Source organism: Paracoccus nototheniae (assembly GCF_004335005.1).
Classification (GTDB): domain Bacteria; phylum Pseudomonadota; class Alphaproteobacteria; order Rhodobacterales; family Rhodobacteraceae; genus Paracoccus; species Paracoccus nototheniae.
This window is the reverse complement of the sequence record NZ_RQRT01000007.1, coordinates 57,323-83,957: the sequence shown is the minus strand read 5'-3', so window position 1 is coordinate 83,957 and position 26,635 is coordinate 57,323. Positions and strand designations below refer to the sequence as shown.

29 protein-coding genes are annotated in these 26,635 nt (G+C 57.7%); 19 read left to right on the top strand and 10 right to left on the bottom strand.

Annotated elements, in window-relative coordinates; genetic code table 11:
- From EG885_RS23045 to EG885_RS05455, 9 genes are all read left to right on the top strand, one after another.
- On the top strand, window positions 1-182 hold a 182-nt coding region (locus EG885_RS23045), incomplete at its 5' end, for a hypothetical protein (protein ID WP_207392209.1).
- A 222-nt stretch (window positions 183-404) separates the two neighbouring features.
- Entirely contained in the window at window positions 405-1,058 is a 654-nt protein-coding gene (locus EG885_RS05490; protein WP_207392208.1) for a recombinase family protein, read from the top strand.
- Window positions 1,055-1,324 carry a hypothetical protein gene (locus EG885_RS05485; protein WP_131573472.1) on the top strand — a complete coding sequence of 90 codons (270 nt, stop codon included), beginning with the start codon at window positions 1,055-1,057 and terminating at the stop codon, window positions 1,322-1,324. Before EG885_RS05490 ends, EG885_RS05485 begins: the two co-directional genes overlap by 4 nt.
- Before the next feature lie 87 nt (window positions 1,325-1,411).
- Window positions 1,412-1,960, top strand: a complete 549-nt coding sequence (locus tag EG885_RS05480; protein ID WP_242679513.1) for a hypothetical protein — start codon at window positions 1,412-1,414, stop codon at window positions 1,958-1,960.
- Between the two features lie 317 nt (window positions 1,961-2,277).
- On the top strand, window positions 2,278-3,030 hold the full coding sequence (locus tag EG885_RS05475; protein ID WP_131573471.1) for a helix-turn-helix domain-containing protein: 753 nt from the start codon (window positions 2,278-2,280) through the stop codon (window positions 3,028-3,030).
- 192 nt (window positions 3,031-3,222) lie between these two features.
- Window positions 3,223-3,693, top strand: a complete 471-nt coding sequence (locus EG885_RS05470; protein WP_165571049.1) for a thermonuclease family protein — start codon at window positions 3,223-3,225, stop codon at window positions 3,691-3,693.
- Between the two features lie 61 nt (window positions 3,694-3,754).
- Window positions 3,755-4,081: a hypothetical protein gene (locus EG885_RS05465; RefSeq protein WP_131573469.1), complete on the top strand. Its 327-nt coding sequence runs from the start codon at window positions 3,755-3,757 to the stop codon at window positions 4,079-4,081.
- A gap of 112 nt (window positions 4,082-4,193) precedes the next feature.
- Complete coding sequence (locus EG885_RS05460; protein WP_131573468.1) at window positions 4,194-4,628, top strand: LexA family protein; 435 nt, start codon at window positions 4,194-4,196, stop codon at window positions 4,626-4,628.
- Between the two features lie 8 nt (window positions 4,629-4,636).
- A complete protein-coding gene (locus EG885_RS05455) occupies window positions 4,637-4,834 on the top strand; it encodes a Y-family DNA polymerase (protein ID WP_207392207.1) in 198 nt (65 codons plus the stop codon).
- 59 nt (window positions 4,835-4,893) lie between these two features.
- Here the strand turns inward: EG885_RS05455 and EG885_RS05450 are convergent, their stop codons facing one another.
- Window positions 4,894-5,463, bottom strand: a complete 570-nt coding sequence (locus EG885_RS05450) for a recombinase family protein (protein WP_131573467.1) — start codon at window positions 5,461-5,463, stop codon at window positions 4,894-4,896.
- Window positions 5,464-5,659: 196 nt separating this feature from the next.
- Here EG885_RS05450 and EG885_RS05445 point away from each other — a divergent pair, with 196 nt between their 5' ends.
- Complete coding sequence (locus EG885_RS05445) at window positions 5,660-6,148, top strand: metallophosphoesterase family protein (RefSeq protein WP_131573466.1); 489 nt, start codon at window positions 5,660-5,662, stop codon at window positions 6,146-6,148.
- Window positions 6,149-6,399: 251 nt separating this feature from the next.
- On the opposite strand, the gene EG885_RS05440 is transcribed toward EG885_RS05445, so the two are convergent.
- Complete coding sequence (locus EG885_RS05440; protein ID WP_165571048.1) at window positions 6,400-7,641, bottom strand: sensor histidine kinase; 1,242 nt, start codon at window positions 7,639-7,641, stop codon at window positions 6,400-6,402.
- Window positions 7,642-7,780: 139 nt separating this feature from the next.
- Entirely contained in the window at window positions 7,781-8,452 is a 672-nt protein-coding gene (locus EG885_RS05435) for a winged helix-turn-helix domain-containing protein (protein WP_131573464.1), read from the bottom strand.
- A 10-nt stretch (window positions 8,453-8,462) separates the two neighbouring features.
- Between EG885_RS05435 and EG885_RS05430 the strand changes: the two genes are divergently transcribed.
- Genes EG885_RS05430 through EG885_RS05420 form a run of 3 tightly spaced genes read left to right on the top strand, consistent with a single transcriptional unit; the run spans window position 8,463 to window position 11,517 of the window.
- Window positions 8,463-10,097, top strand: coding sequence for an ArnT family glycosyltransferase (locus EG885_RS05430; protein ID WP_242679512.1), 1,635 nt, complete (start codon window positions 8,463-8,465; stop codon window positions 10,095-10,097).
- Window positions 10,094-11,095, top strand: a complete 1,002-nt coding sequence (locus tag EG885_RS05425) for a glycosyltransferase family 2 protein (protein WP_207392206.1) — start codon at window positions 10,094-10,096, stop codon at window positions 11,093-11,095. The genes EG885_RS05430 and EG885_RS05425 overlap by 4 nt, the downstream gene beginning before the upstream one ends.
- Entirely contained in the window at window positions 11,092-11,517 is a 426-nt protein-coding gene (locus EG885_RS05420; protein WP_131573462.1) for a GtrA family protein, read from the top strand. Before EG885_RS05425 ends, EG885_RS05420 begins: the two co-directional genes overlap by 4 nt.
- A gap of 89 nt (window positions 11,518-11,606) precedes the next feature.
- On the opposite strand, the gene EG885_RS05415 is transcribed toward EG885_RS05420, so the two are convergent.
- From EG885_RS05415 to EG885_RS05400, 4 genes are all read right to left on the bottom strand, one after another.
- Window positions 11,607-12,206, bottom strand: coding sequence for a DedA family protein (locus EG885_RS05415; protein WP_131573461.1), 600 nt, complete (start codon window positions 12,204-12,206; stop codon window positions 11,607-11,609).
- 37 nt (window positions 12,207-12,243) lie between these two features.
- Window positions 12,244-13,275, bottom strand: a complete 1,032-nt coding sequence (locus EG885_RS05410; RefSeq protein WP_165571047.1) for a metallophosphoesterase family protein — start codon at window positions 13,273-13,275, stop codon at window positions 12,244-12,246.
- Window positions 13,276-13,682: 407 nt separating this feature from the next.
- Window positions 13,683-15,953 carry a tyrosine-type recombinase/integrase gene (locus EG885_RS05405; RefSeq protein ID WP_131573459.1) on the bottom strand — a complete coding sequence of 757 codons (2,271 nt, stop codon included), beginning with the start codon at window positions 15,951-15,953 and terminating at the stop codon, window positions 13,683-13,685.
- On the bottom strand, window positions 15,950-16,978 hold the full coding sequence (locus EG885_RS05400; RefSeq protein WP_131573458.1) for a tyrosine-type recombinase/integrase: 1,029 nt from the start codon (window positions 16,976-16,978) through the stop codon (window positions 15,950-15,952). Before EG885_RS05400 ends, EG885_RS05405 begins: the two co-directional genes overlap by 4 nt.
- A gap of 36 nt (window positions 16,979-17,014) precedes the next feature.
- Here EG885_RS05400 and EG885_RS05395 point away from each other — a divergent pair, with 36 nt between their 5' ends.
- The 5 genes from EG885_RS05395 (at window position 17,015) to EG885_RS05375 (ending at window position 23,713) form a co-directional block, all read left to right on the top strand.
- Window positions 17,015-18,193: a Y-family DNA polymerase gene (locus EG885_RS05395; RefSeq protein WP_341352752.1), complete on the top strand. Its 1,179-nt coding sequence runs from the start codon at window positions 17,015-17,017 to the stop codon at window positions 18,191-18,193.
- 100 nt (window positions 18,194-18,293) lie between these two features.
- A complete protein-coding gene (locus EG885_RS05390; protein WP_131573456.1) occupies window positions 18,294-18,911 on the top strand; it encodes an SOS response-associated peptidase in 618 nt (205 codons plus the stop codon).
- 516 nt (window positions 18,912-19,427) lie between these two features.
- Complete coding sequence (locus EG885_RS05385; RefSeq protein ID WP_131573455.1) at window positions 19,428-20,369, top strand: HamA C-terminal domain-containing protein; 942 nt, start codon at window positions 19,428-19,430, stop codon at window positions 20,367-20,369.
- A complete protein-coding gene (locus EG885_RS05380) occupies window positions 20,369-22,975 on the top strand; it encodes a DEAD/DEAH box helicase (protein WP_131573454.1) in 2,607 nt (868 codons plus the stop codon). The genes EG885_RS05385 and EG885_RS05380 overlap by 1 nt, the downstream gene beginning before the upstream one ends.
- Window positions 22,976-23,713: a DCL family protein gene (locus EG885_RS05375; RefSeq protein ID WP_131573453.1), complete on the top strand. Its 738-nt coding sequence runs from the start codon at window positions 22,976-22,978 to the stop codon at window positions 23,711-23,713. It begins immediately after the preceding gene.
- A 283-nt stretch (window positions 23,714-23,996) separates the two neighbouring features.
- On the opposite strand, the gene EG885_RS05370 is transcribed toward EG885_RS05375, so the two are convergent.
- The 3 genes from EG885_RS05370 to EG885_RS22665 form a co-directional block, all read right to left on the bottom strand.
- Complete coding sequence (locus tag EG885_RS05370; RefSeq protein WP_131573452.1) at window positions 23,997-24,215, bottom strand: hypothetical protein; 219 nt, start codon at window positions 24,213-24,215, stop codon at window positions 23,997-23,999.
- Window positions 24,216-24,276: 61 nt separating this feature from the next.
- Window positions 24,277-24,702 carry a type II toxin-antitoxin system VapC family toxin gene (locus EG885_RS05365; RefSeq protein WP_131573451.1) on the bottom strand — a complete coding sequence of 142 codons (426 nt, stop codon included), beginning with the start codon at window positions 24,700-24,702 and terminating at the stop codon, window positions 24,277-24,279.
- A complete protein-coding gene (locus EG885_RS22665) occupies window positions 24,702-24,947 on the bottom strand; it encodes a type II toxin-antitoxin system VapB family antitoxin (RefSeq protein WP_165571046.1) in 246 nt (81 codons plus the stop codon). Before EG885_RS22665 ends, EG885_RS05365 begins: the two co-directional genes overlap by 1 nt.
- 1,127 nt (window positions 24,948-26,074) lie before the next feature.
- On the opposite strand from EG885_RS22665, the gene EG885_RS05355 reads away from it, so the two are divergent.
- The gene (locus tag EG885_RS05355) at window positions 26,075-26,488 is read left to right on the top strand and encodes a DUF3768 domain-containing protein (protein ID WP_131573449.1); all 414 of its coding nucleotides are present in this window, start codon (window positions 26,075-26,077) and stop codon (window positions 26,486-26,488) included.
- Window positions 26,489-26,635: the final 147 nt, after the last annotated feature.

The window sequence follows — 26,635 nt, the reverse complement described above, 5'->3', positions numbered from 1 at the left end:
TCCGCGAAGCCCCACCATGCGGCGGCTTAATGTCGACCGCGAAGATGACACTGCTCCCGGCAAACGATGTCCCATCGCCAAGAAAGACCTTGCAGAACGACATGCGATTAGATGACAGCCTCGGCTCTTCGCGTCGATGCTGGCTTTCGGCCGTGGGGCTTCTTTCCAAAGAGGTGTGGTGATCGCGGTAACCGAAATCGCCGATCCCGATGGCAGCCCGTGAGTGTCAAGAAAAAACGTCATTTTGACCTTTTGTCGGACCAAAAGGTCATACTGCTTTCCTAGGCAGGCAAACGCAGTGACATGCAGAAGTCCAAAGCTGCAACGCGGATCAACGAATGCCCGCCTCCCCTGCCCCTTTATCAAGGTGTTCAAAAACGATCGTTTGCGCAACAGCGTCAAACATGTTGCAAAAGCCGTCACAAAGGCGAATTTTGCGACATGTCCATTACGGACTGGCTTTTGCAACATTGGAGAAGCAGGCGATGGCGATAGTTGGCTATTCCAGAGTATCGACCAACGGTCAGGAGCATCGTCTGCAACTCGATGCTCTGAACGCAGTAGGATGCGACTACGTTGTCTCAGAGGTCGGAAGCGGATCTGACGAAAACGCCCGGCCTCAGTTGCAGCGTCTGCTATCTAATCTGTCGAGCGATGACACCCTTGTCGTCTGGCGGCTGGACAGGCTGGCGCGGAGCGTCAAAGAGCTGATCGCAATTGCCAACGAACTTTCCCAACGGAAGGTTCGCTTGCGGTCTTTGAACGAGCAGATCGACACGACCACCCCGCAGGGGCGAATGATGTTTCATGTCTTCGCGATGATCGCGCAGTTTGAGCGTGACCTGATCGCGGAACGGACACGGGCCGGATTGGAAGCAGCCCGTGCCAGTGGCCGCATCATTGGACGCAGGCGCCTCTTAGCGCCTGCCCAGATCGTCCAGGCTGAAGCATGGCTAGCGTCTAAACAGATGACTCAGGCTCAAGCAGCTAAGGCCCTTGGCGTCAGTCGGGCTACCCTCATACGTGCGCTGTCTCCGGCCAAGGAAATGAGCAAATGATGGGCTCGATCACCTTCCTTGCTGTCCTGCAAATGGCAGGATCAGCCCCGATCACCACAGCCCCTCAACCACTGCATTTGTGCGCGCCACCAGCGGAACCGATTGAAGACGAACAAGCACTAGCGCGTCACGGCATTGCCCCGAAGGATGAATACGTTAGATATTTCAATGATTTAAATGCGTATCTTATCTGTTTTCAAAAGTCCCAAACTGACATCATCGAAAAAGGCCGAGTTTGGCACGACCGCTACAATGAAATATTTTGACCCGGACGATATCGAACCATTCAATTCATTCGTTTCTACTGTAAGATGGCATCTGCCCGTGTTATCGCACCCCGAAGGAGGTTCACGATGAGATTGAAGATCCTTGGAGCCGCAGCCTGCGCCGCAGCCCTCGCCTCGGCCCCGAAAGCCGACGCCTATGCGATCGATTGCGCGATCCTGCTGTGTCTTGCGGGCGGCTTTCCTGCGTCCACTGAATGCACTCAGGCGAAGGTTGAGATGATCCGGCGTGTCACGCCGTTTCCTATCGAGCCACCCTTGCAGCTTTGGAACTGCCCTCTGCGCGCAAGCGGCCTGCCGCCGCTGCCCAACATGGGCAGTGACGGTTTGACCGACGAAATCCGGGGCTATCGCGATGGTATCGAGGTCTATCACGTCAACTACCGGGGACAGCGCAATAGCGGCGGCGTTGATGTTTACGATTCGACGACACGCGGCTTTTACGACGCCGACGGCGAGTTTCGATGGGCGGGAATGGCCCTCGGAAATACCCCATCATGGGTGCAAGGTCGTGTTGGCTATAGCGGCGGCGACGTGAGCAGAACAATCAGAGGCATCGCCATGCGGACAAGAGATTACGAAGGTAACGTGTCCGAAGTCATTTGGCAGTCCTACTGATGCTGGTAGTTGACCGCCTATCCATACACAATCAATTGCCGCACCTGCCCCTCTCGCGTAGGCTGTGCGGCAAAATGCCCGAAAAGGGAGGGACGAGCAGAATCAGATAAAACCACCAGCCCAAAAGGAAACCCCCCGCGCGGGGGTCCGCACGAGGGGGCTTGGGTTTGGTAACACAGGATTGGCGTCCTGAATTAGCATCTATGTTCGACTGCTATAGTTACCCTCCCACTCCCGAAAATCAAGAGCAAAACGCATTTGTGCGAACGCATGTAGCTTGCCTGCGGACACCGCGCTTCTTGATCGAGGAGCAGCAGATGAATACCGGAGAGGCCGCAAAACGCGGCAAGTTTTTCAAACGCTTGGACAGCGTTATTGATGGCGCGCGCACCGATGGACGTGAAGCAGACCGCAAACCCATCCGCCGAAATTCACGGCCCAAGGGATCATGCGAGGCATCTTTCTGGCATGGAACCTCACGCCAGGACGTGCAGAAAGTCTTGATGGCCGCCCACCAGTATGAGCGGGCCAAGCGTGCGCCCGGCAAGCGCAACGGTCCTCTAGGAGGTATCGCCCTAGAGGTGCTGGCCCTCTTCGCCAATCTGGTCAACTTCAAATCCGGCCGACTGGACCCGTCGCTGGACTACATCACCAACAAGCTGCGCCGGTCACGCGATGCGGTGGTGCGGGCGTTGAAGGCGCTGCGCGATCACGGCTTTCTGGACTGGTTGCGCCGGTTCGAGCCGGTGCTCAATGATGGGCGAGGCCCGCAAGTCCGACAGGTCAGCAATGCCTATCGTCTGTCAGCGCCAAAGCGCGCTTTGGCGCTTCTCGGGCGATGGGCTGGACGACCACCTGCGCCAGACGATGACCAAGCTACCCGAGCAGATCGCGCCACTGTGGAAGCGGAGTATGTCGCCACTCTCGACCTTGCCGAGTTCGCCATGTTCAAGATCGAGGATTCAGGGCTTGGAAAAGCTCTGGCTCAGATGGGAAAAGCCATAGGTTTACGCGAGTCTGCCAAGCGGACTGAATCCCAATCTATCTCTTATTCTTATGCAGGATCATGATGCGGACGCCGCGCACCGGGCCGCTATCGCGCCCCTGCGGCGGTTCCGGCCCGTGAGAGACGGGCCGGGCAACGGCACCCGATGGGCTTCAAATTCAACCCGCAGCTCTAGCGGCGCTGTTGCATGGCTGTGAAAAACAGCCTGTGGAGGCCAAAGAGCGATGCAAGCACCTTTCGAGGAAGGAAGCGCCGAATGAGCAGGATTTTCGCAATCGCCGCACTGTGCTGCGCACTGGCAGGACCAGGCTTTGCCAACGGCATTACCGGGCAAGCCAGCGTGATCGACGGCGATACCCTCGAAATCCATGGGGAGCGGATCAGGCTGGTATCCATAGATGCCCCAGAATCCCGGCAACCCTGTTTTGACCGCCAAGGCCGCCCATGGCGCTGTGGGCAGCAGGCCGCGCTGGCCCTATCAGACTTCATCGCCCGCAGGCCCGTGACATGCCTGTCAGAAGGCAGGGATCGCTATCGTCGCATCCTCGGAGATTGCGCCGTCGCCGGTATCAGTCTGTCGGCATGGATGATCGAGAACGGATGGGCGGTGCCCTATTACGACCGCGACCGCCGCCACACTGCCGCAGCGGGCCGGGCAGAGGCCGCACAGCGCGGGATCTGGTCTGGCACATTCGAAGTGCCGAGCGATTGGCGCAGAGGGAATTGACTGTTTAACTATGGTAATGCTTTCGTTACTGCCTGCACGACCTGCAAAACGGGAGAGTGTGATGAAAGAGAACCCTGAAATACTGAATCCTGTTTTGCCAGCACCAGGGACAAAGAGCTATCTGGTCTTGGAGCATCTGACCTCAGCCGATTTGCGGGATCGCGGGCAGGGAACGGCGGCTGAAAGTGTTATCAGGCTCAGCCTGTGCGACACTCAAGATGGCAAAAACCCGGTTCCGGTCTATGAACTGTTGCTGGACGACAATGAAACCCACCACCCTGTCGAGGCCCATAGCCGGATCAGGACATGGGCGGCTGGCTTCATGCTTGGCGCGAGCTACGCGGGCCAAAACCTCGGGCTGACGATCAAGCCGATGCAGACGATCTGACGGGAGCTTGAGGGTCACGGGTCGGACTTGAGAGCTAACTTTCCCGATCCGTCCTTGACGCCGCAGGGGGGGTTCGGGTTATGGCTGTTGTTCCCGTATTGTTCTAGTGGCCATGACTCTGCACCTCAGCCCGATCAAAATCACCCTCATCGACCGGCATGTGCCTTTGGCATCCATGCCAGTTCCGGCCGGTTTTCCGTCACCCGCCGCAGACGACCTTGAGGATTCGATCGACCCGATCAAATGGGTGGTCCGGCATGAGCATGCCACCTTCTGGTGGCGCGTCTCGGGCGACAGTCTTGAAGCAGAAGGCATCCTTGATGGGGATCTGATCGCCGTGGATCGTGCAGGCAAACGCCGCCATGGCCGCATCGTCGTCGCCGTGGTCGATGGGGCAATCACGGTCAAGAAGCTCGCCAAGAGAGACGGGCGGTGGTTTCTCGATCCGCGCGCACGCGCAGACGGCTATGAGACAATACCGGTCACAGAGACGACCGAAATCTGGGGCGTCGTCGCGGGCGTCGTGCGCCGCCTTCCCATTGAATAGGGGCGGCCATGGTGGAGCAATCCGACCGTCCAATTGCCCTGATCGACTGCAATAATTTTTACGTCAGCTGCGAGCGGGTGTTTGATATGTCGCTACGTGGCATCCCTGTCATTGTCCTGTCCAACAATGACGGCTGCGCCGTAGCCCGTTCGGACGATTATGTGGAATTGCAAGCTGCGAGTTCATTTCAAGCCGCAACTGAGTAGCAACGCAGCATGATCCGGGCGGGCGGAGACATCCGCCATCGCAGCCCGTCCGGATCATGCTATCTGTTTGGCACCGGGATACCCTTCAGCGCCATGTAAAGAGCGGACTTGCTCACCTTCACGCGTACGGCGGCCTCGCGCACGTTTAGGCCGGATGCGATCAGTAAACGGGCCCGGGCTACCTTTTCTGATGTAAGGGCAATGGGCCGACCCCCTTTCCGTCCTCTTGCCGCAGCAGCCTGGAGTCCTGCGCCGGTTCGCTCGCGGATCAGGTCACGCTCAAACTGACCCAGAGCCCCAAAGAGATGAAAAACAAGCCGACCGGTTGGGGTGGTGGTGTCAATTGTCTCGGTAAGGGATCGAAAGCCCACACCTCTGCCTTCGAGTTCCGCCACCGTCTGCAATAGGTGCGTCATCGAGCGGCCGAGCCGGTCGAGTTTCCAGACGACAAGCGTGTCGCCTGCCCGGAGGAAAGCGAGTGCATCATTTAGCCCGGACCGCTCCACCTTGGCACCGGACACCCCTCGATCCTCGAAGATGCGCGTCACACCAGCGGCCATCAGCGCGTCACACTGAAGGGCAAGATCCTGTTCGGAGGTCGAGACACGAGCGTATCCGATGAGTGACATCTATTTGCCTTAAGAAGGACCGTATTACGCGATCAATTACATGCAAATGTCCACAAACTCGTCCAATAATCAAGCTGTCCAAATACTCATTCACGCGAAGTTTTCGGACAGGTTTGAGCCATGTCCATAAAACGTCAGTTTTATGGACAATAGCCATGCGCTTACACAGATGATGAAAACAATCAGGAGCTGCCTCATGCAACCACTTCGCCGGCCACCTCCTAGGAAATGCATTGGTGTCATCGCTGACACCCACGGTCTGCTGCGCCCCGAGGCGCTGGAGGCCCTCGAAGGTGTAGATTGGATCTTGCACGCCGGCGACATCGGCGACCCCGACCATCTAGACGCGCTGGTGCGCATCGCTCCGGTGACGGCTATCCGGGGCAATATCGATCGCGGGCACTGGGCTGACACCCTTCCTGAAACAGTGAGCCTCACGATCGGGGGCATGCAGATTCACATGATCCATGATCGCAAGGCTTTGCAGGCTAATCCGGAGGCCGAGGGCTGGAATGTCGTGATCTCGGGGCACTCCCACAAGCCTGACATCGAGGAAACCGGCAGCACCCTCTGGCTGAACCCCGGCGCCGCCGGCCCCCGCCGCTTCCGCCTGCCGATCACGCTGGCTTTCCTTTGGGAAGAGGCAGGCCGCCCCCGTGCGGTGATCCACCCCTTGCCCGTCTGACTGGTTTCCTGAGAGATTTGGCCGTCTGAGCCACCAGATATTGTCAGGAAAGACTATCGATATCCGGCAACCTGAAGCTGATTTTTCATCGCGTCTTCTGGTGGTTCAGCGATGTCACAGTGCTCGACTTTGTGACGGCGAGAAAACCGACTGTTTTTCTGACGATGGCAAAACCGCCATTAACAAGGTCGGTTCCCATGCTTCCGAGTACCTCGGCCTAGACTACCCAAAACCACGAATTCTCGCTTAGATCACAATTCAAAGCGAATCTCGAATAAAGCCCCAGGGTTATTGTCGCGCACGGCGATCGTAGCCCCATGCATATCGGCAATGGCTTTGACCAGAGATAAGCCAAGGCCATGCCCTGATGTATTGCGGCTGCCTTCGATGCGAAAAAAGCGTCGGAAGATACGGTCATGGTCTGTACGGTCGATGCCGGGGCCAGTGTCAGCCACAAAAGCCGTAATGGAATGCGTCTCAGATGCAGCAGCCAACGTGATCGACGTGCCGGATGGACAGTGCCGGATGGCATTTTCGACAAGATTTGAGAACATTTGCATCAGCAGCCCGCGATCTCCGGTGACTATCAACCCCTGACCGGATATGGGCGCTACCAGCTCTATTCCAGCTTCTTCTGCCGCAGGCTCGAAAACCTCAGCTACCACCGTTAGTATTTCAATGATATCAACATTTTCAAACCGAGAGTGACGGTTTCTCGCCTCGATCTGAGCGATGCGCAGGAGTGCATTGAACGTCGTGATGATGTCATCTGTCTGTCGCTGGCAGGCCAACAGGTCTTCAGGTTCGACTGTGCCCGTCTGGCTCATTCGCTCCAATCGTTGACGCAGACGCTGTAACGGGGTGCGCATATCATGAGCGATGTCGTTGGATATCTGCTGCTGGCTTTCCAGCAGCCGACCAATCTGATCCAACATCCCGTTGATTCCGGCTGACACGCGAGACAGATCATCTTTGGCGGTCTCTCGTGTTGGCACACGCGCTGCCAGCTGACCGGCCGAGACATCTGCCATGACGGCTGAAATAGAGGTGATCCTTTGCTCTGTGATGCGTCCGACCCGCACACCGACGATCAGCCCCAGGATGATGACCGAGACATATCCCAAGAGAAGCGCCGCGGCCAAAGCTTCAAGGATCTCTGCCACCAAATGATTGCCTGCCCCTTGAATCAGTCGGTAAGGACCAAGGGTATCTTCACGGAGCCAATAGACATCGACCTCATACGGAGGATGAACAGCAAGACGACTGTCATTCGCGGCCATCTGGGTGGGAATAGCGCCGATCAACGGGGCTGGGATATTACCTGAAAGAACATTCCCGTCTGCATCCAGCAACTGATAGAGCCGGGTCTTTTCAAAGCTGACATACGAAAGTCCATCGATGATGGCGATCAGGCTAGCTTCTCCCTCTTCCTGATAGACGGCTTTCAGCGTTTGGGCATCACCGCGCATCTGGTCGCGGATCCAGTCCTGCACCTCAGCCTGCGTGAAGAGATAGGCCAGTGCGAAAACGCATGCTGACAGGACTGCATAGAGAAACGAGAATTGCAGTGACAGTCGGACTGACGTGCGCAGGCTTCGCCTGTCTGATCCGCGTCGCTTCAGTTCATGCCCCTCAGTCATGCAGACTGTATCCGGCGCCGCGCACGGTGTGAATCAAAGGCGTCTCGAACGGCTTGTCGATTTTCATCCGCAGTCTGCTGATATGCGTTTCCACGACATTGGTCTGGGGATCGAAATTAAAATCCCAGACAGCCTCCAACAGCATGGTGCGGGTAACGACGCGATCTGCATGGCGCATCAGATAGGCCAGCAGCTGAAACTCGCGCCGTTGGAGGACGATGTCCTGACCGGCACGGGTGACTGCATGGCGCAACAGGTCCACTTCCAGATCCGCGATCCGCAAGCTTGTCTCCTGGGCCTGGATCGGCGGCCGGCGGGCCAGGGCCGCTAGCCGCGCCGACAGCTCCGAATAGGCGAACGGCTTGACCAGATAGTCGTCGGCTCCCGCCTGCAACCCATCCACCCGGTCGTCGAGCCCCCCCATCGCGCTGAGAAACAGGATCGGTGTCGCGACCTTGGCAAGGCGCACTGACTTGACCAGGGTCAATCCGTCCAGGCCAGGCAGCATCCGGTCCACCACCATCACATCGAAATCGGCATCCAGTGCCAGCAGAAAGCCTTGTTTTCCGTCAGAAGCGTGTTCAACCACGTGCCCCGACGCACGCAGGCTTGAACAGATGTAATCTGCCGTTTCGCGGTCGTCTTCGATCACCAGCACGCGCATATCGGTCTCCTTGTCGTTCGACCTAGCCGATCCAAATTCACCGCATCATTCAGCCTACATTACAACTTGGTATAGTGCCCGCCACTCGATGGAGGTGTGGCGTAGGTTAGGGCTTCCCAAAATGATGGGACAAGCCATGGTATCGATCGACGCAGATTTTCCGGCGCAGCGCCGGACAGTGGCCACCGCGCCGTTTAGCTTGAGCCGGGGCGACAGGCGCGTGCTATGGGCGGGATTGGCCGCGTTGCTGGCGGTCCGGTTGTTGGCGATGTTTTGGCTGCCCTTCATCGACACGACCGAGGCGCGCTACGCCGAGATCGCGCGCAAGATGGTCGAAAGCGGCGACTGGATAACCCCGCAATTCGCGTATGGCGTGCCGTTCTGGGGCAAACCACCTCTGCATACCTGGCTGTCGGCCTTGGGCATGCAGGCATTCGGGGTCGGTCCGTTTGGCGCACGCGTCTTCATTCTGGCCTGCGCGGGGGCGGTGCTGGGATTGATACATACTTGGGTGCGTCGCAACGCAGGGGCGGATCAGGCGCTGTTGGCCATAGTAGTTCTGGCATCGTCGGCATTGTTTTTCGGCGCCTCGGCCTTTGTCATGACCGATATGGTGATGGTGTTGGGTACGGTTCTGTCCATGGTGGCGTTTCATACCGCGCTGACCGGGACGGGCGGCCGTGTTTTCTGGCGGCGGATGTTCTTCGTGGGTCTGGCCATCGGTCTGTTGGCCAAAGGGCCAGTCGCAACAATCATCACCCTGATCCCGCTGGCTTTGTGGCTGCCGCTTGCCGGTCGATGGCGCGATCTGTCAGCGCTGCGTTGGCGGTCGGGTCTGGTCATCACAGCCCTTCTGACCCTGCCATGGTATATCGCCGCCGAAATCAAAACGCCCGGCTTTCTGCACTACTTTCTGATCGGCGAGCATTTTCAGCGCTTCGTCGTCAGCGGATGGCAGGGCGATCTGTATGGGTCGGGACATGCGCGGCCCAAAGGCATCATCTGGCTCTATGCGGCGGCAATGTTTCTGCCATGGACATTTTTCGCCGCAGCACTGCTTCCGAGGATCCATGCCTTGCGCGCGACGTTGGCGGCGGACGCGACCGGCTGGCACAGCTATCTGGCGCTGTCGGTGGCAGCACCGCTGATCCTGTTCTCGCCCGCCGCCAACATTCTGCCCGCCTATAGTCTGCCCGCGATGCCTGCGGCGGCGGTCTTGCTGGTATCGCTTTGGGCAGGATCACGGGGGGCACCGGGGCACTGGGCGCGCCGTGCGGCCCTCGTCTCTGTCGCAGGGGTGGCGGGTCTGTTTGTCATGCTGACGCTGATCTCTCACATCAGCCCACAGATCCTGCATCTGAAGACAGAACGCGATCTGGTCGCCGCCGCCCGCCAGCACGATCCGGGCATGGCCTTCACCTACTGGGGCAATCGCAGCTTTTCGGCAGAGTTCTATACTGCCGGCAAGGTGGTCTTCACCACAGATCCCGGGCAAATCGATGCGCTGGCCGACAATGGCATCCGCGATGCGCTGGTCGTTTCCGAAAATGACACCGCCGAATTGGCCACGCTCGCAGCATCGAAATTTCTTCCCCTGGGGCGCTTTGGTCGTCGTATTTTGTTTATCGAAGAGGCCAAAAAATGAAAGATTTCGTCCTCCCGCAATTGGCACCGACCTCGATGCAGCAGAAAAACATTCCCGACTTGTCATTCGTGATCCCAGCTATGAATGAGGCGGCCTGCATCTCGGAAACCATCACCCGCGTTGCCAGCCATGCGGCCGCCTTGGTACCGCAGTTCGAAATCATTATCGTTGACGACGGCAGCAGTGACGACACTTTTGATCAGGCCCGTCAGATGTCGGACCACCATCCGGTGCGCGTGCTGCGCCTGTCACGCAACTTCGGCAAGGAGCAGGCGATCATGGCCGGGCTGTTCGCGTCGAAGGGCGCAGCCGTGGTTATCCTCGATGCCGACCTGCAGGAACCCCTATGCCACCTGGAAACCATGCTGGCCCATCATGCCGAAGGGTTCGAGATGGTCTATGCCGTCCGCGAGACACGCGACGATGAGGGGTGGTTCAAAAGGGCCCTAACCCGCTCTTTTTACAGACTCCTTAATTATGGCAGCGACGCACCGATCCCCGCCAATGCTCGTGATTTCAGGCTGATGGACCGGCGCGTGGTCGATGCACTCTGCGCCCTGCCTGAGCGAAATCGGTTCATGAAGGGCCTGTATGGCTGGGTTGGTTTCCGCAGCAAGGCGATCCCGATCCATCTTGCGCCACGGGCGGGCGGGACGACCAAGTTTCGGATGCGCAACCTTTTTCGGCTGGCGTTGACCGGAATGACATCCTTCACGGCATGGCCGCTGCGTGTCTGGACAGGGATCGGAATGATAGTCGCTGTGTCCGCGATCCTCTACGGGGTGATGATCGCAGTACGCACGATGATCTATGGCATCGACGTGCCGGGATGGTCGTCACTGGTCGTTGCGACGTCGCTGCTCGGCGGGGTGCAACTGATCTCGATCGGGGTCTTGGGTGAATATCTGGCGCGGGTATTCACCGAGGTGAAAGGCCGACCGGGCTTTATCGTGGCCGAGGACCATGATCCTACGACCGTCATGCGGGGCCTCTCATGATCTTTCAAATGTTCAAGTTCGGGATCGTCGGCATGATGGCCACCGGCCTGCACCTGCTGGTCGGCCTGACGATGATTAGCTCCGGATGGTCGCCGATCCTGTCAAATGCGATGGCATTCCTTGTCGCCTTTTCGATCAGTTTCATAGGGCACCTAGGGTTCTCATTCTCCGATCATGACGCCGACATCGTCACCGCAGCATGGCGGTTCGGATTGACCGCACTGGCCGGCTTTGCCGTGAATCAGGCATTACTAATGTTGCTGCTGCGCCATTTTGCTCTGCGCCCGGCCGTTGCCCTCTGTTTGTCGACCGCATCAGCCGCGGCATTGACCTTCCTTTTGTCCAGATACTGGGCCTTTCGTCACCGGACCTTTGTAACGAAACCCGCCACCGATTTTACATCGCATCATTTCCCCAAGTGAACGATTGACCTGATGGCGTGTCCGTAGTCTTGGATGAAAGCATAAAAATAATGACACAATTCGAGCCAAATTGCGGTGCACCGTGGCCGTTACCTTGATTGTCGGGAATTCAGTAGCCTCCAGACGTATAGACTAGCGACAAGCAGCAGCAGAATGTTCGTTACTGGGTTTATCAGGACCTCGACCCGGGCAAACTGGGCCTTCAAGACGTATCCCGAGACTGTCAGCGCCGTCGTCCAGATCAGGCTGCCAAGCGCGGTGTAAAGCAGGAATGGCAGGGTCCGCATTCCGGTCATCCCCGCAGGTATGGAGATCAAAGTCCGTACGCCGGGCACCATCCGTCCCAGAAAGACGGCCGTTCGGCCGTGCCGATCGAACCAGGACAATGCCCGTTCAAGGTCCGCCACCGAGATTGTTAGCCACCGACCGTGGCGCGCGATGAAGCGGCGCAGGCGCGGCTCGGTCACAAGGGATCCGATCTGATACCACAGGAACGCCCCCGCGACCGACCCGGCCGTCCCGGCGATGACCACGGCGGCGAACGACAGTGTCCCGTTTGCTGCAAGATAGCCTGCGAACGGCATGATCAGCTCGGACGGGATCGGCGGAAAGACGTTTTCAAGCAGCATTAGGGCCGCGACGCCAAAGCTACCCATTGCGGCGAGCCAGGCAGTTATGAGATCGAACATGCATAATCCTTCCGTTCAGATCGCGGGCGCCGTCGGATCACAGGCATGGAAGCGTTCCGCTATCGAAGTCAGTTGCGCTTCCGCCGGTCAGATACGTCCAGGACACCGCCTCGTCCGAAAAATCCAGCTTCAGGACACCGGCGGTGCCGGTCACCACCCGGTAAGAAAAGCGGGCAGGTTTGATTTTTTCAGATGTCGTACGCCCCCCTGCGCCGGCAACGAATGTCACGGTTCCGGGGTCAGACCGGGCGCCCTCGTCGTTCAGGGGGTGCGTGCGTTCGTAGAAATGATTGTGTCCGTTCAGAACGAAACTCACGCCGGCGTCGGTCAGCTGACGAAACAGATGATGTGCGTCTTCGGCATTGTCCCGGGCAACGGTGGAATAGGCCGGTTTGTGATAGAATGCGGCTATGCACCTGTCGGGATAGGCTTCGAGCACCATTCCCATCCAGGCAGCTTGTGGGGAGGTGGGTGAGGCGTCGATCTCGCTGTTTAGCGAAAGAATAAACCATTTCCCTGCGTCCAAGGCATAATACCCTTGCCGATCCGGCCCTGCGCGTTCCTGCCAATAGTCGAAGTAACCATAAGCAAAAGGGGCTTGGTATTCGTGATTTCCCGGCGTGGGCCAAGTCCGGTTTTTTGCGACACCCCAATAGGGGTCGTAGCAATCTGAAAATCCTACGGGTTCGCCTCGTTTGTAGACCAGATCGCCCAAGGCCAGTACCGGAGCATCAGGATAGGTCTCGAGAATGCGAACCGTGTCGAGCATGCCGTCGTTTGGCACTGCATCGGCACGTACAAGACCCATAGAATACTGAAGATTGCGAGCTGTCCGATCAAGACCGCCGCCAATTTCGCAGTCTGCTATGTCACCGGCTGCCAGCACGGAAAAGGGCATCGCCACGTCCAACGCATGAACCCGGTTGCTGTCGAACAGAGTGGATATTTTAGGATTTTCCAGTGTCCTGATGCCGGAAGCCGCCAGTGAGAATATCTGGCCCTCGGTCGCTCCAACCAAAACCGCTATCACGAGAACCCCGGTCAGGCCCCCAAGAATTGTTTTTCTCATCACGCACTCCATGAGGATCGCTGTACAGGGAAGGCGCTGCACAAAGGATTGCCGGAACATTACCGATCGGTAACGTTATGTCCGCTCGTAAAAGAGGAGCGCAGCGTAATATGGACCGCGCGCCCTTATCTTTCCGGCGGTAAATTATTCCCATAGCCGGCTGTGATTTCCGATCAAATGACATACGGATGACGAGCACGATGATCGCGGTAAGGAAGATTGCACTGGTTAATATGGCGCCAAAACCAAGCCCATAATGTTCAACGGGGATCCTCAACGTAAACCCATGCGTTCAAACGGCCAGCATGAGTAAATCACCGCCCGCACGGTATCGCATATCAAATGTGTCGAGCTATTGCGTGTCACTAAAGACCGCGGGTCTATGTGCACCTGACTGGCCATAAGGTTCAGGGGCAAACGCAAGGATTTTCATCGCTTTCTGCTTCAATCTGCTGGGGCATACGCCCATCGGGAGTCGGTACGCGTTCGAGACCGGCGGCGAGGTTGGCCATTAGCCTCTCCCCGTCATCTACCGCCTCTCTCTCGGTATCAGTCAGCGGAATTTCCTGGCGCATCCGTTTGAGGTTACCCTGCGCTTCTAATGCCTGCATGCGCCCTGATGCTTTCGGTTCATAGAACGAGCATTTGGCGCATGCCATGCGGTGCGCACATTGGTCAAAGAAGTCGTAGGTGCAGTAACCGTGCCCAAGATCGTAATACTGCCAGGGCTCCTCCGGCCCATTACCGCTTTCCCGCCGCGCCGCCTGATCGATCAGAACTTCGATCGTACGTACGTTCCGCTCGAAGTAGCCAGCGCGGTCAAATGAGCGTGCCAACTTTGTAGGCGTGACTGCAGCGTAATATTGTGTTGCTTGCGGTGATTTGTGCCCAAGCCAAGCTTGCAGCTCGAACAGCGACAGCGGCTCCTTGGCGTTGAAGAGCTGCGTTGCGATTGTTGCTCGAGCACGGTGGCTAGTGATCCGTCCGCGAGCATCTGTTTCTGGGACACCTCCTTTGGCGCAAAGAAGTGGAATAAGCGAACAGTTGATATAAGCGGCTGCCATCCGGCGACCTTTGTGAACGAAGAGCCAGTCGACCCGCTCGCCGGTTTTAACGTCGACAGACTGCGGGTGGGGCAGCCGTTCCCCCTCCCATCCCTCGATGGTCATCCCGACGATCGGATCCACTGGCTTGGTAAAGGCGCGACTTGTCTTGTTGACCGGCACGTCTAGGAGGCAGGTCCGGGACGTGTTCTCGCTGTCCAAGGCGGGTGTCCAGCGAATTGCACTGACGCGCATGCGGTAAATTTCATCGCGCCGAAGGCCACCAAACAGCCATAAAATCGCCACCGCCCGCACCATGGCAAGGGGATATCGTAGAGGCTGATCTGCCCAGCCCTCTCGTTTTGAGCGGTCCCGGAGATCGCTTTCTGTCAGGTTGAGGGCAGCCCAGATCAGCTTGGCCCAAATATCGTCTGCAATAATTCGCGGTGCCGGGCCGATTTTTGCCAGTATGGCACGAGACGGTACAAGCGTTTGTGCGGGGGCGAACCGAGGCACAATCCACTCCCATTCCTGAAGATTATTGAAAAAGGCGCGCACGCATCGAAGGTGTGATGCGATCGCAGCTGGTTTCATGGGGTCACCAGTACGACGGGCAGCGGCACCGACAGGCGTTGACCAGTCACCTATCTGCATCTTCATGACAGCCGCAGCATATTCGAGCGCAAGTGATCGATCCCATTGGGTTGGCGACAGAATTTCCGGATGCTGGTCACCAAGCCAACGGCCACACTTGAGAACACCGTAGTAAATGCTGGTTATGGACGAGGGAGCGGCGATTGCAGTCGCCCGCCAGCGATCACACCAGCTCAGCCACTCGTGAGGGACGTCTTCGATTGCCCTTCGCTCCCCAATAGGACGTCTGCGTTCACCTTGGCGAAGACAAAAACTCTGTTCGATTGTTCCCAACCGCTCCAAAATCCGTGATAGGGCGGCGGCGCCGGAGCGCATACTTTCTACTTCACTTGACGCTACACGACGCAACGTTTTGACCGTGATGTCCTCAAGGCAGCCTGACCTCTGGTAGAGCAAAGCAGAGTATAGAGCAGGCTTTATGCCGCGAGGAACCTTGGCCCGTAAGCCGACAGAGCGCATCTCATCTCGTACTCGCTCACCTGCGGCATCGACCTCCCTGCGGCCGAACACTTTGAGCGCCAAACGGTACTGGAAAAAGGTCCCAACGTCTTCCAGACGGTCGAAGCGCCCAAGGCAGTAGGCGAGTGCCATAACGTACTGGCGGCAATTTCCATGACACCCGTTGCGCTTATGGAAATTGCCTTCGGTCGCGCACAGTACGTCCGTCCACTCATCCTGCGACCATGCCCAGTATGCCCACCGCCGCTCGATGAGTTCCTGTGTCATGACGCGGATTGCCGAGTTTCTTGGAGCGGCGGCTGCTTTCATATTGTCGAGGGCCGCTTCGAGAGGCAGTAAAAGTCGTCGAAGATCAGAGTTGACAGTTTTTGACCGTTGGCCATGGGGCTGAGTAAACAGGCGCTCCAAAACATCTAGGGCACTGTCCTCACGCTCTGACAGCACAGGCGATCGGTCGATTGGCAGTAAAATCTCCCAGAACTTACTACTTGCTGGTGCAAGGCCGTTGGTACGCATGCTCATTTTGACACCTCCGCGATGGAGGCGAGGCGCGCTTGGTGTAATTCTGCGGCGGTGGCAGCGAACTTGGCTGACAAGTCACGCGCACTGAGGTGGATGTAAAGCAGCGTCGTCTGCACACTCCGGTGGCCAGCAAAGCGGGCAATCTCATGTATGTCCCACCCTACCCTAGCCAGATCGGTCAAGCACAGATGCCGCATCGTGTGAGTGCCTAGCTTCGGCTCGCCCGCCCGAATGCCCAAGGCACGAACGACCTTGGACCACGTCCATTTGCTAATTGGCATCGTGCGGTTTCGCGGAGACGTCGACAGAAAGAGCGGCCCTCTTGCGCGGCTTAAAGCACGACGTTCGCCGAGATATACGGCAAGCAACTCCCCGGTGACGGCAGAGTAAGGGACGACGCGACCAGCCTTCGTCTTTGTTGTTTCAGCGCGGATTGTTATCAGTCTCTGCGCCGGGTCTATATCTGACGTTTCCAGCGCGCATAGCTCCTCGCGCCGTAGCGCGCAGTCATAGGCGAGTGCCAGCATGAGGCGGTTGCGGATCGGCTCGATCCGCGCCGCGTCGAGTACCGTTCGCCACTGCTCCTCAGAAGGAATCCAGGGAAGTGATCGGTGAACCGCTACCATGCCACGTGTGGCCTGATGGCGAGCTCCATCAATGGATCCCCTGCGGCCTCGCGGTACAGGATTTGTACTGCGCATCCCCTCCTCCATGAGATGATCGTAGAACAGCCGTATAATTGTCAGTCTGTGCCGCAATGAGGCATTTGCCATCATTGTTGACCGTGTGAGCGAGCGGCCTTCATCACCTATGCGCCCGCCCCCCGGGGGGCGGGCGCATAGGTGATGAAGATACGCGGCAATCGTACCCTTTCGCGCAGCAAAAAGATCGATACCCTTCATGCAGCAGAATGCTGCAAAATCGCGCACTCCCCGTTCATAGGCGGCAACAGTGTTCGGCGCTTTTCCAAGATCGCGTTGTAGCGCGATCCAGCTTTCAATCTGTATATCTGTCTGCTGTGACATGACCTCACCTCACCCTGCCATGGTGACAGGAGGTGCATAACTTGTCCTCCGTCAATTCCGCGTAACAGCGAAGCCAAAGCCCTTGGGATCAAGATGGGCGAACCTGTTTTCAAAATGCGGGATCTGATGAAGCGACATGGGGTCAAGGCGCTATCCTCGAACTATACCCTCTATGGCGACCTCAGCCGCCGCGTGGTGGAAGTCCTGCACAGCTATTCCCCGCGCCTTGATGTGTATTCGATAGACGAGACGTTCGTTGACCTGGGCGGCTTCGGGGATCGCATAGAGGCCTATGCTGCCCGGATGCGGGATGCCGTCAGGACCGAAACGGGCATCCCAACCTGCGTCGGCATCGCGCCCACCAAGACGCTTGCCAAGCTGGCGAACTACGCCGCAAAAAAGAACCCGATATTTTCCGGGGTCTGCAACCTGATGGACCAGGACGTGCGGGACTATGTGATGCGCCGCATTCCCATCGGGGAAATCTGGGGCGTCGGGTCCGCGACCGAGGCCAAGCTGAAGGCTCAAGGGATAAACTCTGCTGCCGAGCTGCGCGACCTGCCTTTGGCCCTTGGGCGCAAGATCGGCACTGTCGTTCTGGAACGGCTGGTGGCCGAGCTGCGGGGCGTTTCCTGTATTGATTTTGAAGACGTGCCGCCGCAGCGCAAAGGCATGGCCGTTACCCGCTCTGCGGGAACGCCCATGACCAGCTTCGACGTGCTGGCTCAGGCCATCGCCGCCCACGCCACCCGCGCCGCCGAGAAGCTGCGCAAGCATGGTTTGGTGGCTGGCACGATGACGGTTTTCTACCACACCAATCCGCACAAGCCTGACAGGCCGCGCCATTCCGCATCCCGCAGCATTCGCCTGCGGCCCATGTCGAACCATACGTTCGATCTGGTGGACGCCGCGGTGGCCGCTGCGCGGCGGGGGTGGAAGGGCGACACGTCCGGAAATGGCTATGGTTATACCAAGGCCGGGATCATCCTTGATGACCTGCTGGCCGAGGCCGACCAGCCCGTCATGCTGTTCCCCCCGGATCGACCGCGCGATGCGCGCCTGACGGACGCGCTCGATGCGATCAATGACCGCTTTGGAAAGAAGACGATGGTGTTGGCGCGGGAAGGCGTCAGCCGGTCATGGGTGACAAAAGCCGATCATCGATCGCCTCGATACACCACAAGGATCAGCGAGCTTCCGATTATCCAACTCTAGGCAGGTTCATGCAAAATGGTGGCAGCGGGGGCGGTGGTTTAGCTTGACCCAAAATAGGCTGGGCCCTCAAATGAGGCCCGTCATCTCGAAAGGCGAGTGCATGTGCAACCTTTACAGCGCCACCATGCCCCAGGAGGCCATGCGACGGCTGTTCAAGGGCCTGAACGACCAAGCGGGTAATCTCGAACCTAGCCGGGTTTATCCTGACCAATGGGCGCCGATCATTCGCAACGGCGAGGATGGCCCAGAGCTGGTCAAGGCGCGATGGGGAATGCCATCACCGCGCAGTGTCTTAAAGACCGAACGTGATCCGGGCGTCACCAACATTCGCAACCTGTCTTCGCCGCACTGGCGCCGCTGGCTTGGCCGCGATCATCGTTGTTTGGTGCCGCTGACGAGCTTTTCGGAGCCAAGAGGCAAGGGCAAAGGTTTCCAGTGGTTCGCGCCGGTGGATGACAAGCCGATCTTCTTTGCCGGGATCGAGACACGCGGCTGGAAATCAGTTCGCAAAGTGAAGGACGGGGAAACGACAGACGATCTGTTCGCCTTTCTCACCAGCCCACCCAATGCAGAGGTAGGCGAGATCCATCCCAAGGCCATGCCCGTTATCCTGACGAAGCCGGAGGAATGGGACGCTTGGCTTGGTGGGATCGCAGCGCCCGAACTACAACGTCCGCTGCCAGACGGTGCACTGAAGCTGATTGAAGAACCGATCTAGTCGGCAGGGCATGCCTTCGCCACCGTCTGGTTTGAGCTGCGAAGCCGCCCTTCGTGCAGTGTGCAACGAATGCAGGCACAGCATGAACTGCGCGGCCCAAAGCCGCCAGTTGCGCGGACAGGATGCTGCGTTGCCGCACTCTCTAAAGCCGTCCTTCGAGGGGTAAAGTAGCAAAACACGCGGGGGTGGCCAACGAGCGGCAGCAGTGCTGCTATCGGCGGCTCTACGCAGAAATGCGCCGCGAGGGAGAGCTTTCCAGCATCAGCCAAGTCTATTGCATCTACCGTGAGGAAGGGCTGGCAGTGACCACCGTAATCGCCAGCCCCGCTTCGCGAGATGAAGGCTCCGCGCGTCGGGCGATTGTGCTACCTGCGTCGATCAGCGAAAAAACCAACCGGGCTCCTGTCGTGCCGCATGATTCACAAGGATAGCAGTGTTCTTTCATCTCCTCAGACTTGCAGTGCGGGGGTCTGGTTCGCAATATGATTGCAATCGATTATTTGGGAATGCGGCGACATGGCAGAGATCACCGGTGCAGAGCTCGACGCGATTTTGTCGGGCGATCCGGACGAGTTGAGTGTTCACTTACATCTCGTCGAACGCGATATCGTGATCGATGGCCACAAGGTCACAGTTTATTGCCATTGCTTGACGACCGATGGAAACGGCAAAATCAAGATAAAGCGGTTGGCTGAATTCATGCGCCACGCCGCTGCTGATTATGCAATTCCACGTACTCGCATTGAAGAAGCGAGGCGGCGTGATGCCAAGTTCCGATCCACATCGGCCGTCGCAGCTCTCCATGAAAAAGCAAGAGCTGTGTTCACCGACCTCGCCAAGACCGGGGAAGGCGGGGAAATGCTTCTGTTCCTTCTGGCGGAACGTTTCTTGGGCATCCCACATGTTCTCTGCAAGATGGACCTCAAGACCGACAGTCGCATGCACTATCACGGTGCAGACGGCGTCTACGCATCGGTCTCCGACGACGGTAAGCTAAAACTTTTCTGGGGAGAATCCAAAGTCTACAAGGATCCGACTGATGCGATCCGGGACTGCCTCAGCTCACTGGCGCCATTTTTAATTGAAGAAGATCATATCGGTTCGTCAAGGGAGCGAGATCTAGTGCTTTTGAGCGACAAGGCAGATCTTGGCGATCCGGAATTGTCAGCAGCCTTCCGTCGCTTCTTCGACACAAGCTCGCCCATGTCGAACAGGGTGGAGTATTGCGGCGTAGCGTTGGTCGGCTTCAATGCCGAATTTTATCCTGCCGATGATGGGCCGGGTGTGTTGGACGATCTGGTAACTGCCGCGAAAAAGGGACTTGAGGGATGGTCCGCATCGGTCGGTCGAAGGCTGACCGAGGAAAAGCTTCAGCATCTCGATATCCACTTCCTCTGTCTGCCGCTTCCATCCGTCGATAAATTCAGAGAAGCGTTCCTTGACGCGATGGGGCGTTGATGTCTGAGACAGAACTCCAGGATTGGCTTTACGACACATCATTGCGGGGCGAGTTGCAGCAGCTCGGCATGGTCACCGCACTCTTAGAATTAGACAACGTTGCCCAGGAACCCACGTTAGCGGAAATCAAGTTCGATTGGCCCCGCCTCCTCTTAGGTGCGAGCATCCTTGCACGTTCAAAGAAGCGCCTGCATCGCGAGGCAAGTCTGCGTATAGCCACCGGCGCAATGCTGCTACCGACGACAGACCCGATCCGCGATGCAGCCGCGGTGCTATTCGACAAGCTTTCAAATCGCCGTTCGGTGGCACTTGCTGAAAAGCGCGGGCGATTGAAGCCCGATCTGGAAGCGAGGCTGGGTGTCGCGCTTCGGATTGAGGAACAGCGCAAGCAACTTGAGAATTCCATTCTTCTAGAGGCGACGGGAGAGCGCTTGCAGGTTAACGAGTTTCAGCTCGAATTTTGGCGCGCTGCTGGTCAGGAGAGGGCTTGGCTGTCCGCCTCTGCTCCCACTGCATCCGGCAAGACCTTCCTCGTGTTGAAATGGCTTGTAGATTGCATCGCGACAGAAAAGATTAAGCGGGCAGTCTATCTCGCACCGACACGCGCCCTCGTCTCGGAGATCGAATCGTCACTGGCAGAGGTTGCCGTGCAGTCCGGGCTCGACATCGAGATTTCGTCGCTGCCCTCAGCACAGAAATATGCCGCTGCGGCGAAATCCGGTAGGCGATGCGTGTTTGTCTTCACTCAAGAGCGATTACATCTTCTAGCTAACCTTTTGCATGAGCGCATCGATATCGATCTCGTCGTTGTGGATGAGGCGCACAAGATTGGTGATCCGCAGCGCGGCGTCATCCTTCAGGACGCTATCGAGCGACTTCTCCGATCAAGCCCCGAAATGCGTGTCACGTTTGTAAGCCCGGCCACGCAAAATCCTGAAGTGCTGCTCGAGGACGCGCCGGAGACCACGCCGACCATAGCAATCGACAGTGATGTGGCGACCGTGTTGCAAAACATCGTGGTCGCGCATCAGGTCCCGGCAAAGCCTCTCAAATGGGCGCTGAAGTTCCGGCACAATGAGGAGTATCTGCCTCTCGGGACCCTGACACTTGCGAGTAAGCCGGGTTCACTGTCAAAGAGGCTCGCCTTCATTGCAGCAGCGATCGGTGAGCGGGGCGGCACGCTGGTTTACACCAATGGAGCAGCGGAAGCTGAACATGTCGCCGAGCTCATCAGTCAGCTACTGCCGAAAGCGAAAGAGATCGACCAGGAACTAGCTGACCTTTCAGATTTGGCCCGGAAATGTGTACATCGAAGCTATAGCCTTGGTCCATTGGTGGAGGTCGGGGTCGCTTTCCACTATGGAAACATGCCCTCGTTGATCCGCCTAGAAGTTGAGCGCCTGTTCAAGACAGGAAAGCTGAAATTCTTGGTTTGTACATCCACACTCATCGAGGGCGTTAACCTCTCCTGCAGAACGATCGTGGTTCGCGGACCCCGCAAGGGAAAGAAGACGCCGATGGAGCCGCAGGATTTCTGGAACCTTGCCGGCAGAGCGGGCAGATGGGGCGATGAATTTCAAGGCAATATCATATGCATCGACGCATCGGACCCAAAAGCTTGGCCGTCGGGCGTTCCCCAACGCACCCGATATCCTATCCGGAGAGAAACCGATACTGCGCTGTCGAAGCTCGACGAACTCACTGCCTATATAGAACAGCGCCCCTTGGGCGTTGACCTCGATCCTGATCAGGTCCGCGCCTTTGAACAGGTAAGCGCTTATCTCGCGACCGCCTATGTCCGCGACCGGTCACTGACAGATGCGCCATGGGCAAAGCGCCAGTCTCCTGCAAACGTGCAACGGCTAGAGCAGGCACTCGCGAAAGCGACCGATGGCCTTGACCTCGCTGCCGACATCGGCGCTAGAAATCCTGGAGTCAGCTTGATCGGGCTGCAAACCCTGCTGGCCTACTTCCGGGCTTACGGTGGATCGCCGGAAGATCTGCTGGCTGCACCTTCGGAAAGCGACGACGCGTATCAGCGTTTCTCGAACATGATGGAACGGATCAACGACAATGTCTTGACCGTATTTGTGCCGAAGACCTTGATTCCGCTTCACGCTCTGACGGTGCTGCAATGGCTAAAGGGCTTCTCCCTGCCGACGATTATCCGTAAGCGACTGGAGTATCTCCAACGGCGCGACGGCGAGGTTGATACGGCCAGTGTTATCCGAAGCACGCTTGAGATGATCGAAGGGACTGCCCGTTTTCTCGCACCGCGTTATTTTTCGGCCTATGTCGACGTACTGAACCAGCACCTACATACTATAGGCCGGGAAGACCTTATCGACCAAGACCTCGATATCGGCGTTGCACTGGAATTTGGCGTCAGTACCATTACCCTGCGCTCCTTAATGGAGCTTGGCATGTCACGCATAGGCGCAGTAGCTTTATATGAGATTGTCGCTCTGGATCAGCTGGATGAGGCAGCCTGCATCCAATGGGTCGTTGATCGACGCGAACGGTTGGATGCCCTTAGTCTCCCGTCCATTGTGGTTCGAGAAATTCGTGAAAAAGTACTATCGAGAGCGATTTTAAGGGAGGAGTAGATGGCAAAACCGGTCGAGCTAACGAACGGGCAGCTATTTAAGAGTAAGAAGGCTGCTGAACAGCATTTTCGGGAAATGCTAGCACGCTATAGCGACGGAGATCAAATATCGGACTATCAGGACCACAGCGATCTCTCTGCGCTGCTTGAACGATTTGATTCGCTCGTTTCCGACGGCTCATCGAAGATAGGTCCCGGCATTAAGCGGTTTGAGCGGCGGATGAATAAGGGCGATGGATGGTCGAGCCCTGGGTTCTGGGTCATTCGCGTCGACGATACTCCAACAGACTTCAGTTACGTGCAGGCAGTCGCAGGCCGCCCTAAGAGCGATGCGGAGGAATTCTCGGTAGCATGCCACAACGCGGTGTCACGTGACTTATTGGCGATGAAACAGAGGCAATTTGACCATTTCGCGGGGCCGGACGGCTTAATCGCGTGCGACATTACAGAGAATCTTGTCGGATATACCGAGGCGCAACTAAGTCACGCACATCCGCCCTTTGGTATAATTGTGAAGGAGTTTCGCAAGGTGAAGGGTTGGGGAGAGATTGTGCCGCCCGGCACGCTCACGGCTTCCGCAGATGCTCAAATTTCTACCCACTTTGCAGACAAAGCAATAGCGCAAGAGTTTCTTAAGTTCCATCATGATCGGGCTGTTCTCAGGATTATTGGCAAAGACCGTCCACCGATCAGCTTGTCCTCGGTACCCGTCGTAAAGAGGCCGCTACGTTTCCGATAGCTGATTTTCGGAAGGTTCGTGGCTCGAGTGGGCTAAGGCTAAACATGGGCTGCGCTAGCGAATATCCGCGGAGCGAGGATCTGCAGTGACCTGCCCTCTGCGTCGTCGGTGGCACTAACCGAGTCGTGGTATGAGTGTCCGCTTCAGGCTCATGCCGCAGCTGCTATGCTGCACTGCCGTTAGGCAGCATACCACCCTATTTGCCGATCTCCAGGTCGGCATCTGCGGGAGGCTTGCAATTGCGGCGAATGACCGGAAGGTCCGCATAGCAGACGTAGCTTTTCTAATGATGGACGTGCCCCGTTGGCATTGCCCAAATTGGTGTAGGATTTTTGCCGATTTTATCCAGTTTCTCGCGGTTGTTCTCAATATAGATTTCGGCATCCAAATCCGTTTCAAAGCGCATCGCTTCGCGCGAATCTTTAACAAGGCCCTCACCATCGTTTCTGAGTGTCTGGGTGGCCAAAAAATCGCCGTCAAAGGTGATCACATAGGGTTTCATCTATACGCTCCCAGAGCTTTGAAGACGACTTGAGGCGATCCAGTTTTTGGCAATCTCATTGCTATGCAAGATCTGTGTGTGAGAAATCTGCGCCCTTGTAGAGAAGTGGCACGTGGTGCGACTTCGCACAAGCATAGGAGAGCGCATCCCCCATGTTCAGCTGCGCCGGATGCCCGACCAGCTTGCCATAGGTCGCAAGCGCCTCTACGGCTGCGCGGCCCATGCTGGATGAGATCATCATTTCTTGCGCCTGGATCGCATCGAGCAGGTCATTGACCAGATCGGTAGCGATCTGGAAGTCTTCAGCTGTCGCCGGGCCCGCGCTCCGCGCGTCCCGGCGTGTCCGGACAATGGCGAGCGTGGTTTCCAATCGCACCATAGGCGACACGCGCAGCTTTCCACGCGCCGCCTCCATCGCCTTCATCAAGGCAGGCGCTTCAGGTTCGTTTTTCAGCACCGCAACCAGCGCGCTTGCGTCGACGAACATCAGTCTTCTCCCCACATGGCATCCATGAACGCCTTGTCATCGCGGCCATCGGCCACGATGCCAGATGCCGCTGCGCGGCTCTGGATCGCTGCAATGCGCTCTGCGAGACTTTCCTTGGCAGAAAGGGCGGCAATCTGCGCAGCAAGAGCCTGTCGGACCGCTTCGCTCTTGTTCCTAAGCCCTGTTATGGCGCAATATTTTGCCACCAGATCATCGATTTCATCGCCTTTGATGAGCATCGTCATGGGTCTATCCTTGTGAGGTATAACTTGATATACTATCAGGGATATACCAATGCAAGTCATCGTCCGTCTTGGTTGGTCGAGGCTTAGGAACGTGTCACGTTGATACTGAACAGAAAGATTTAATAAGGGGCTGAACAGAGTAGCGAAATGAGCCAAGTTTTGGCTTTTTCATAGTCGCTACGGTATTCGGAGGAAGATATTAACTATGAAATACTGCTGCCAATTTTGCTCTACATCATCTGAATTTTCGACCCCTTGCGAAGTGTGCGGAGCGGTCAGGGTTTTTCAGTGCCAAGCGACTGACGGCGTGACCGGTGGTAATGAAAAATCCAGCGGTGGTTTCTGGGTGACGGTTGCTCTGATCACTGGCCTTGGACTGCTGATGCAGATTTCCGCTTTCTTTCAATAGCTGATCTGGGCGTCACCCTTCGGGCCGCGCCCCCGGTTCCGGCCGGCTGCACCGGCCTCCACCCGAGCTGGTCAGGGCGATGCGCCCGGCTGCGCTGCACGGTTGAATGTCTCGTCCCGAGCCATCCCCCCGCACACCGGTCCTGGGCGCCCTGCCCTGCCCATCTCGTCCCTGACGGGCGGGACCGCTGACGCAGGCCGCACCCGGTTGTCCAGTCGCGCGCTGGAACGACCTTGGGAGTGAAGGCGCGGGACCGGAGCGGGCCCGCGCGAGACGTCAAGGATCGAGCAAGGGCCTGTGGGCAACCGGGTGCGGTCTGGGGCAGCTGATGCAGCAGACCAGCGCCCTCTTAAAGAAGACTGAGATCCCCGCGCAGGCGCGGTGATCGCGATGCAGGGGGGATTTGGACAAGCCAAACGCCCCCTGCCTTTGTTGGGCCGCGCTAGGGCGCGTCCATTAGGGGGCCGCAAGCCCCCCACCGCAACAAGAAAATACTGCACGTCCTGCGGGGCCGTGTCCTCGCCTTCGGCTGCGGGCCGCACCACCCCCTTGTCCGTTTGATTTTCTCATTGCGGCGGTCCCCCCCTGCCCTCGCCGGGAGGCAAGGTTTCAGGAGAGGGGCGCGCTTCGCGCTTCCTCGCCAGAAACCCCGCCCATTTTGGGCACCCGACCACGGCGCAAAGACCGGGCGGGACCGTCGCAAGAGAAGGAATGCCAAATGGCTAAAGCAACCCAAACCGACACCGCCGCCGAACAGGCGCGCGACCACATGCTGCGGCTGCTGATCGCAGAACAGAACGATGCCTTCCGTCGCTGCTTGGGCTTTGCAGCCCTGTGGCGTGACCATCACCTTAAAGGCCGCGCTGTCGTCACGCAGGGTTTCGTGGCCCTGCCGGTGGCGACCAAATCGGCCCTGATGGAGAAGGTTATCAACTTCAAGGACTGGACCGAGGAAAACGACCCTTGGGAGGATCATTCCTTTGGTCGCGTCGAGGCCGATGGCGTGGCGATTTTCTGGAAGATCGACCTTTACGACACCGCCTACACCTACGGCGCAACGATGCCCGAGTGCGCAACCGACCCCGACCAGACGCGCCGTGTTCTGACGCTCTATCTGCCGTCCGAACACTGACCAGAGATCGGCCTGCTGCGCTCCGTTAGCAGGCCGATGCTTCCCGCAGCATCAACCGGAAAGGGGGTGAAGAAATGAGCAAAGCAATCTTTGAACAGCGCCTCGCGGAAGCATGGGCGCTTGTCAGGAAGGGCGACACCTTTGGAA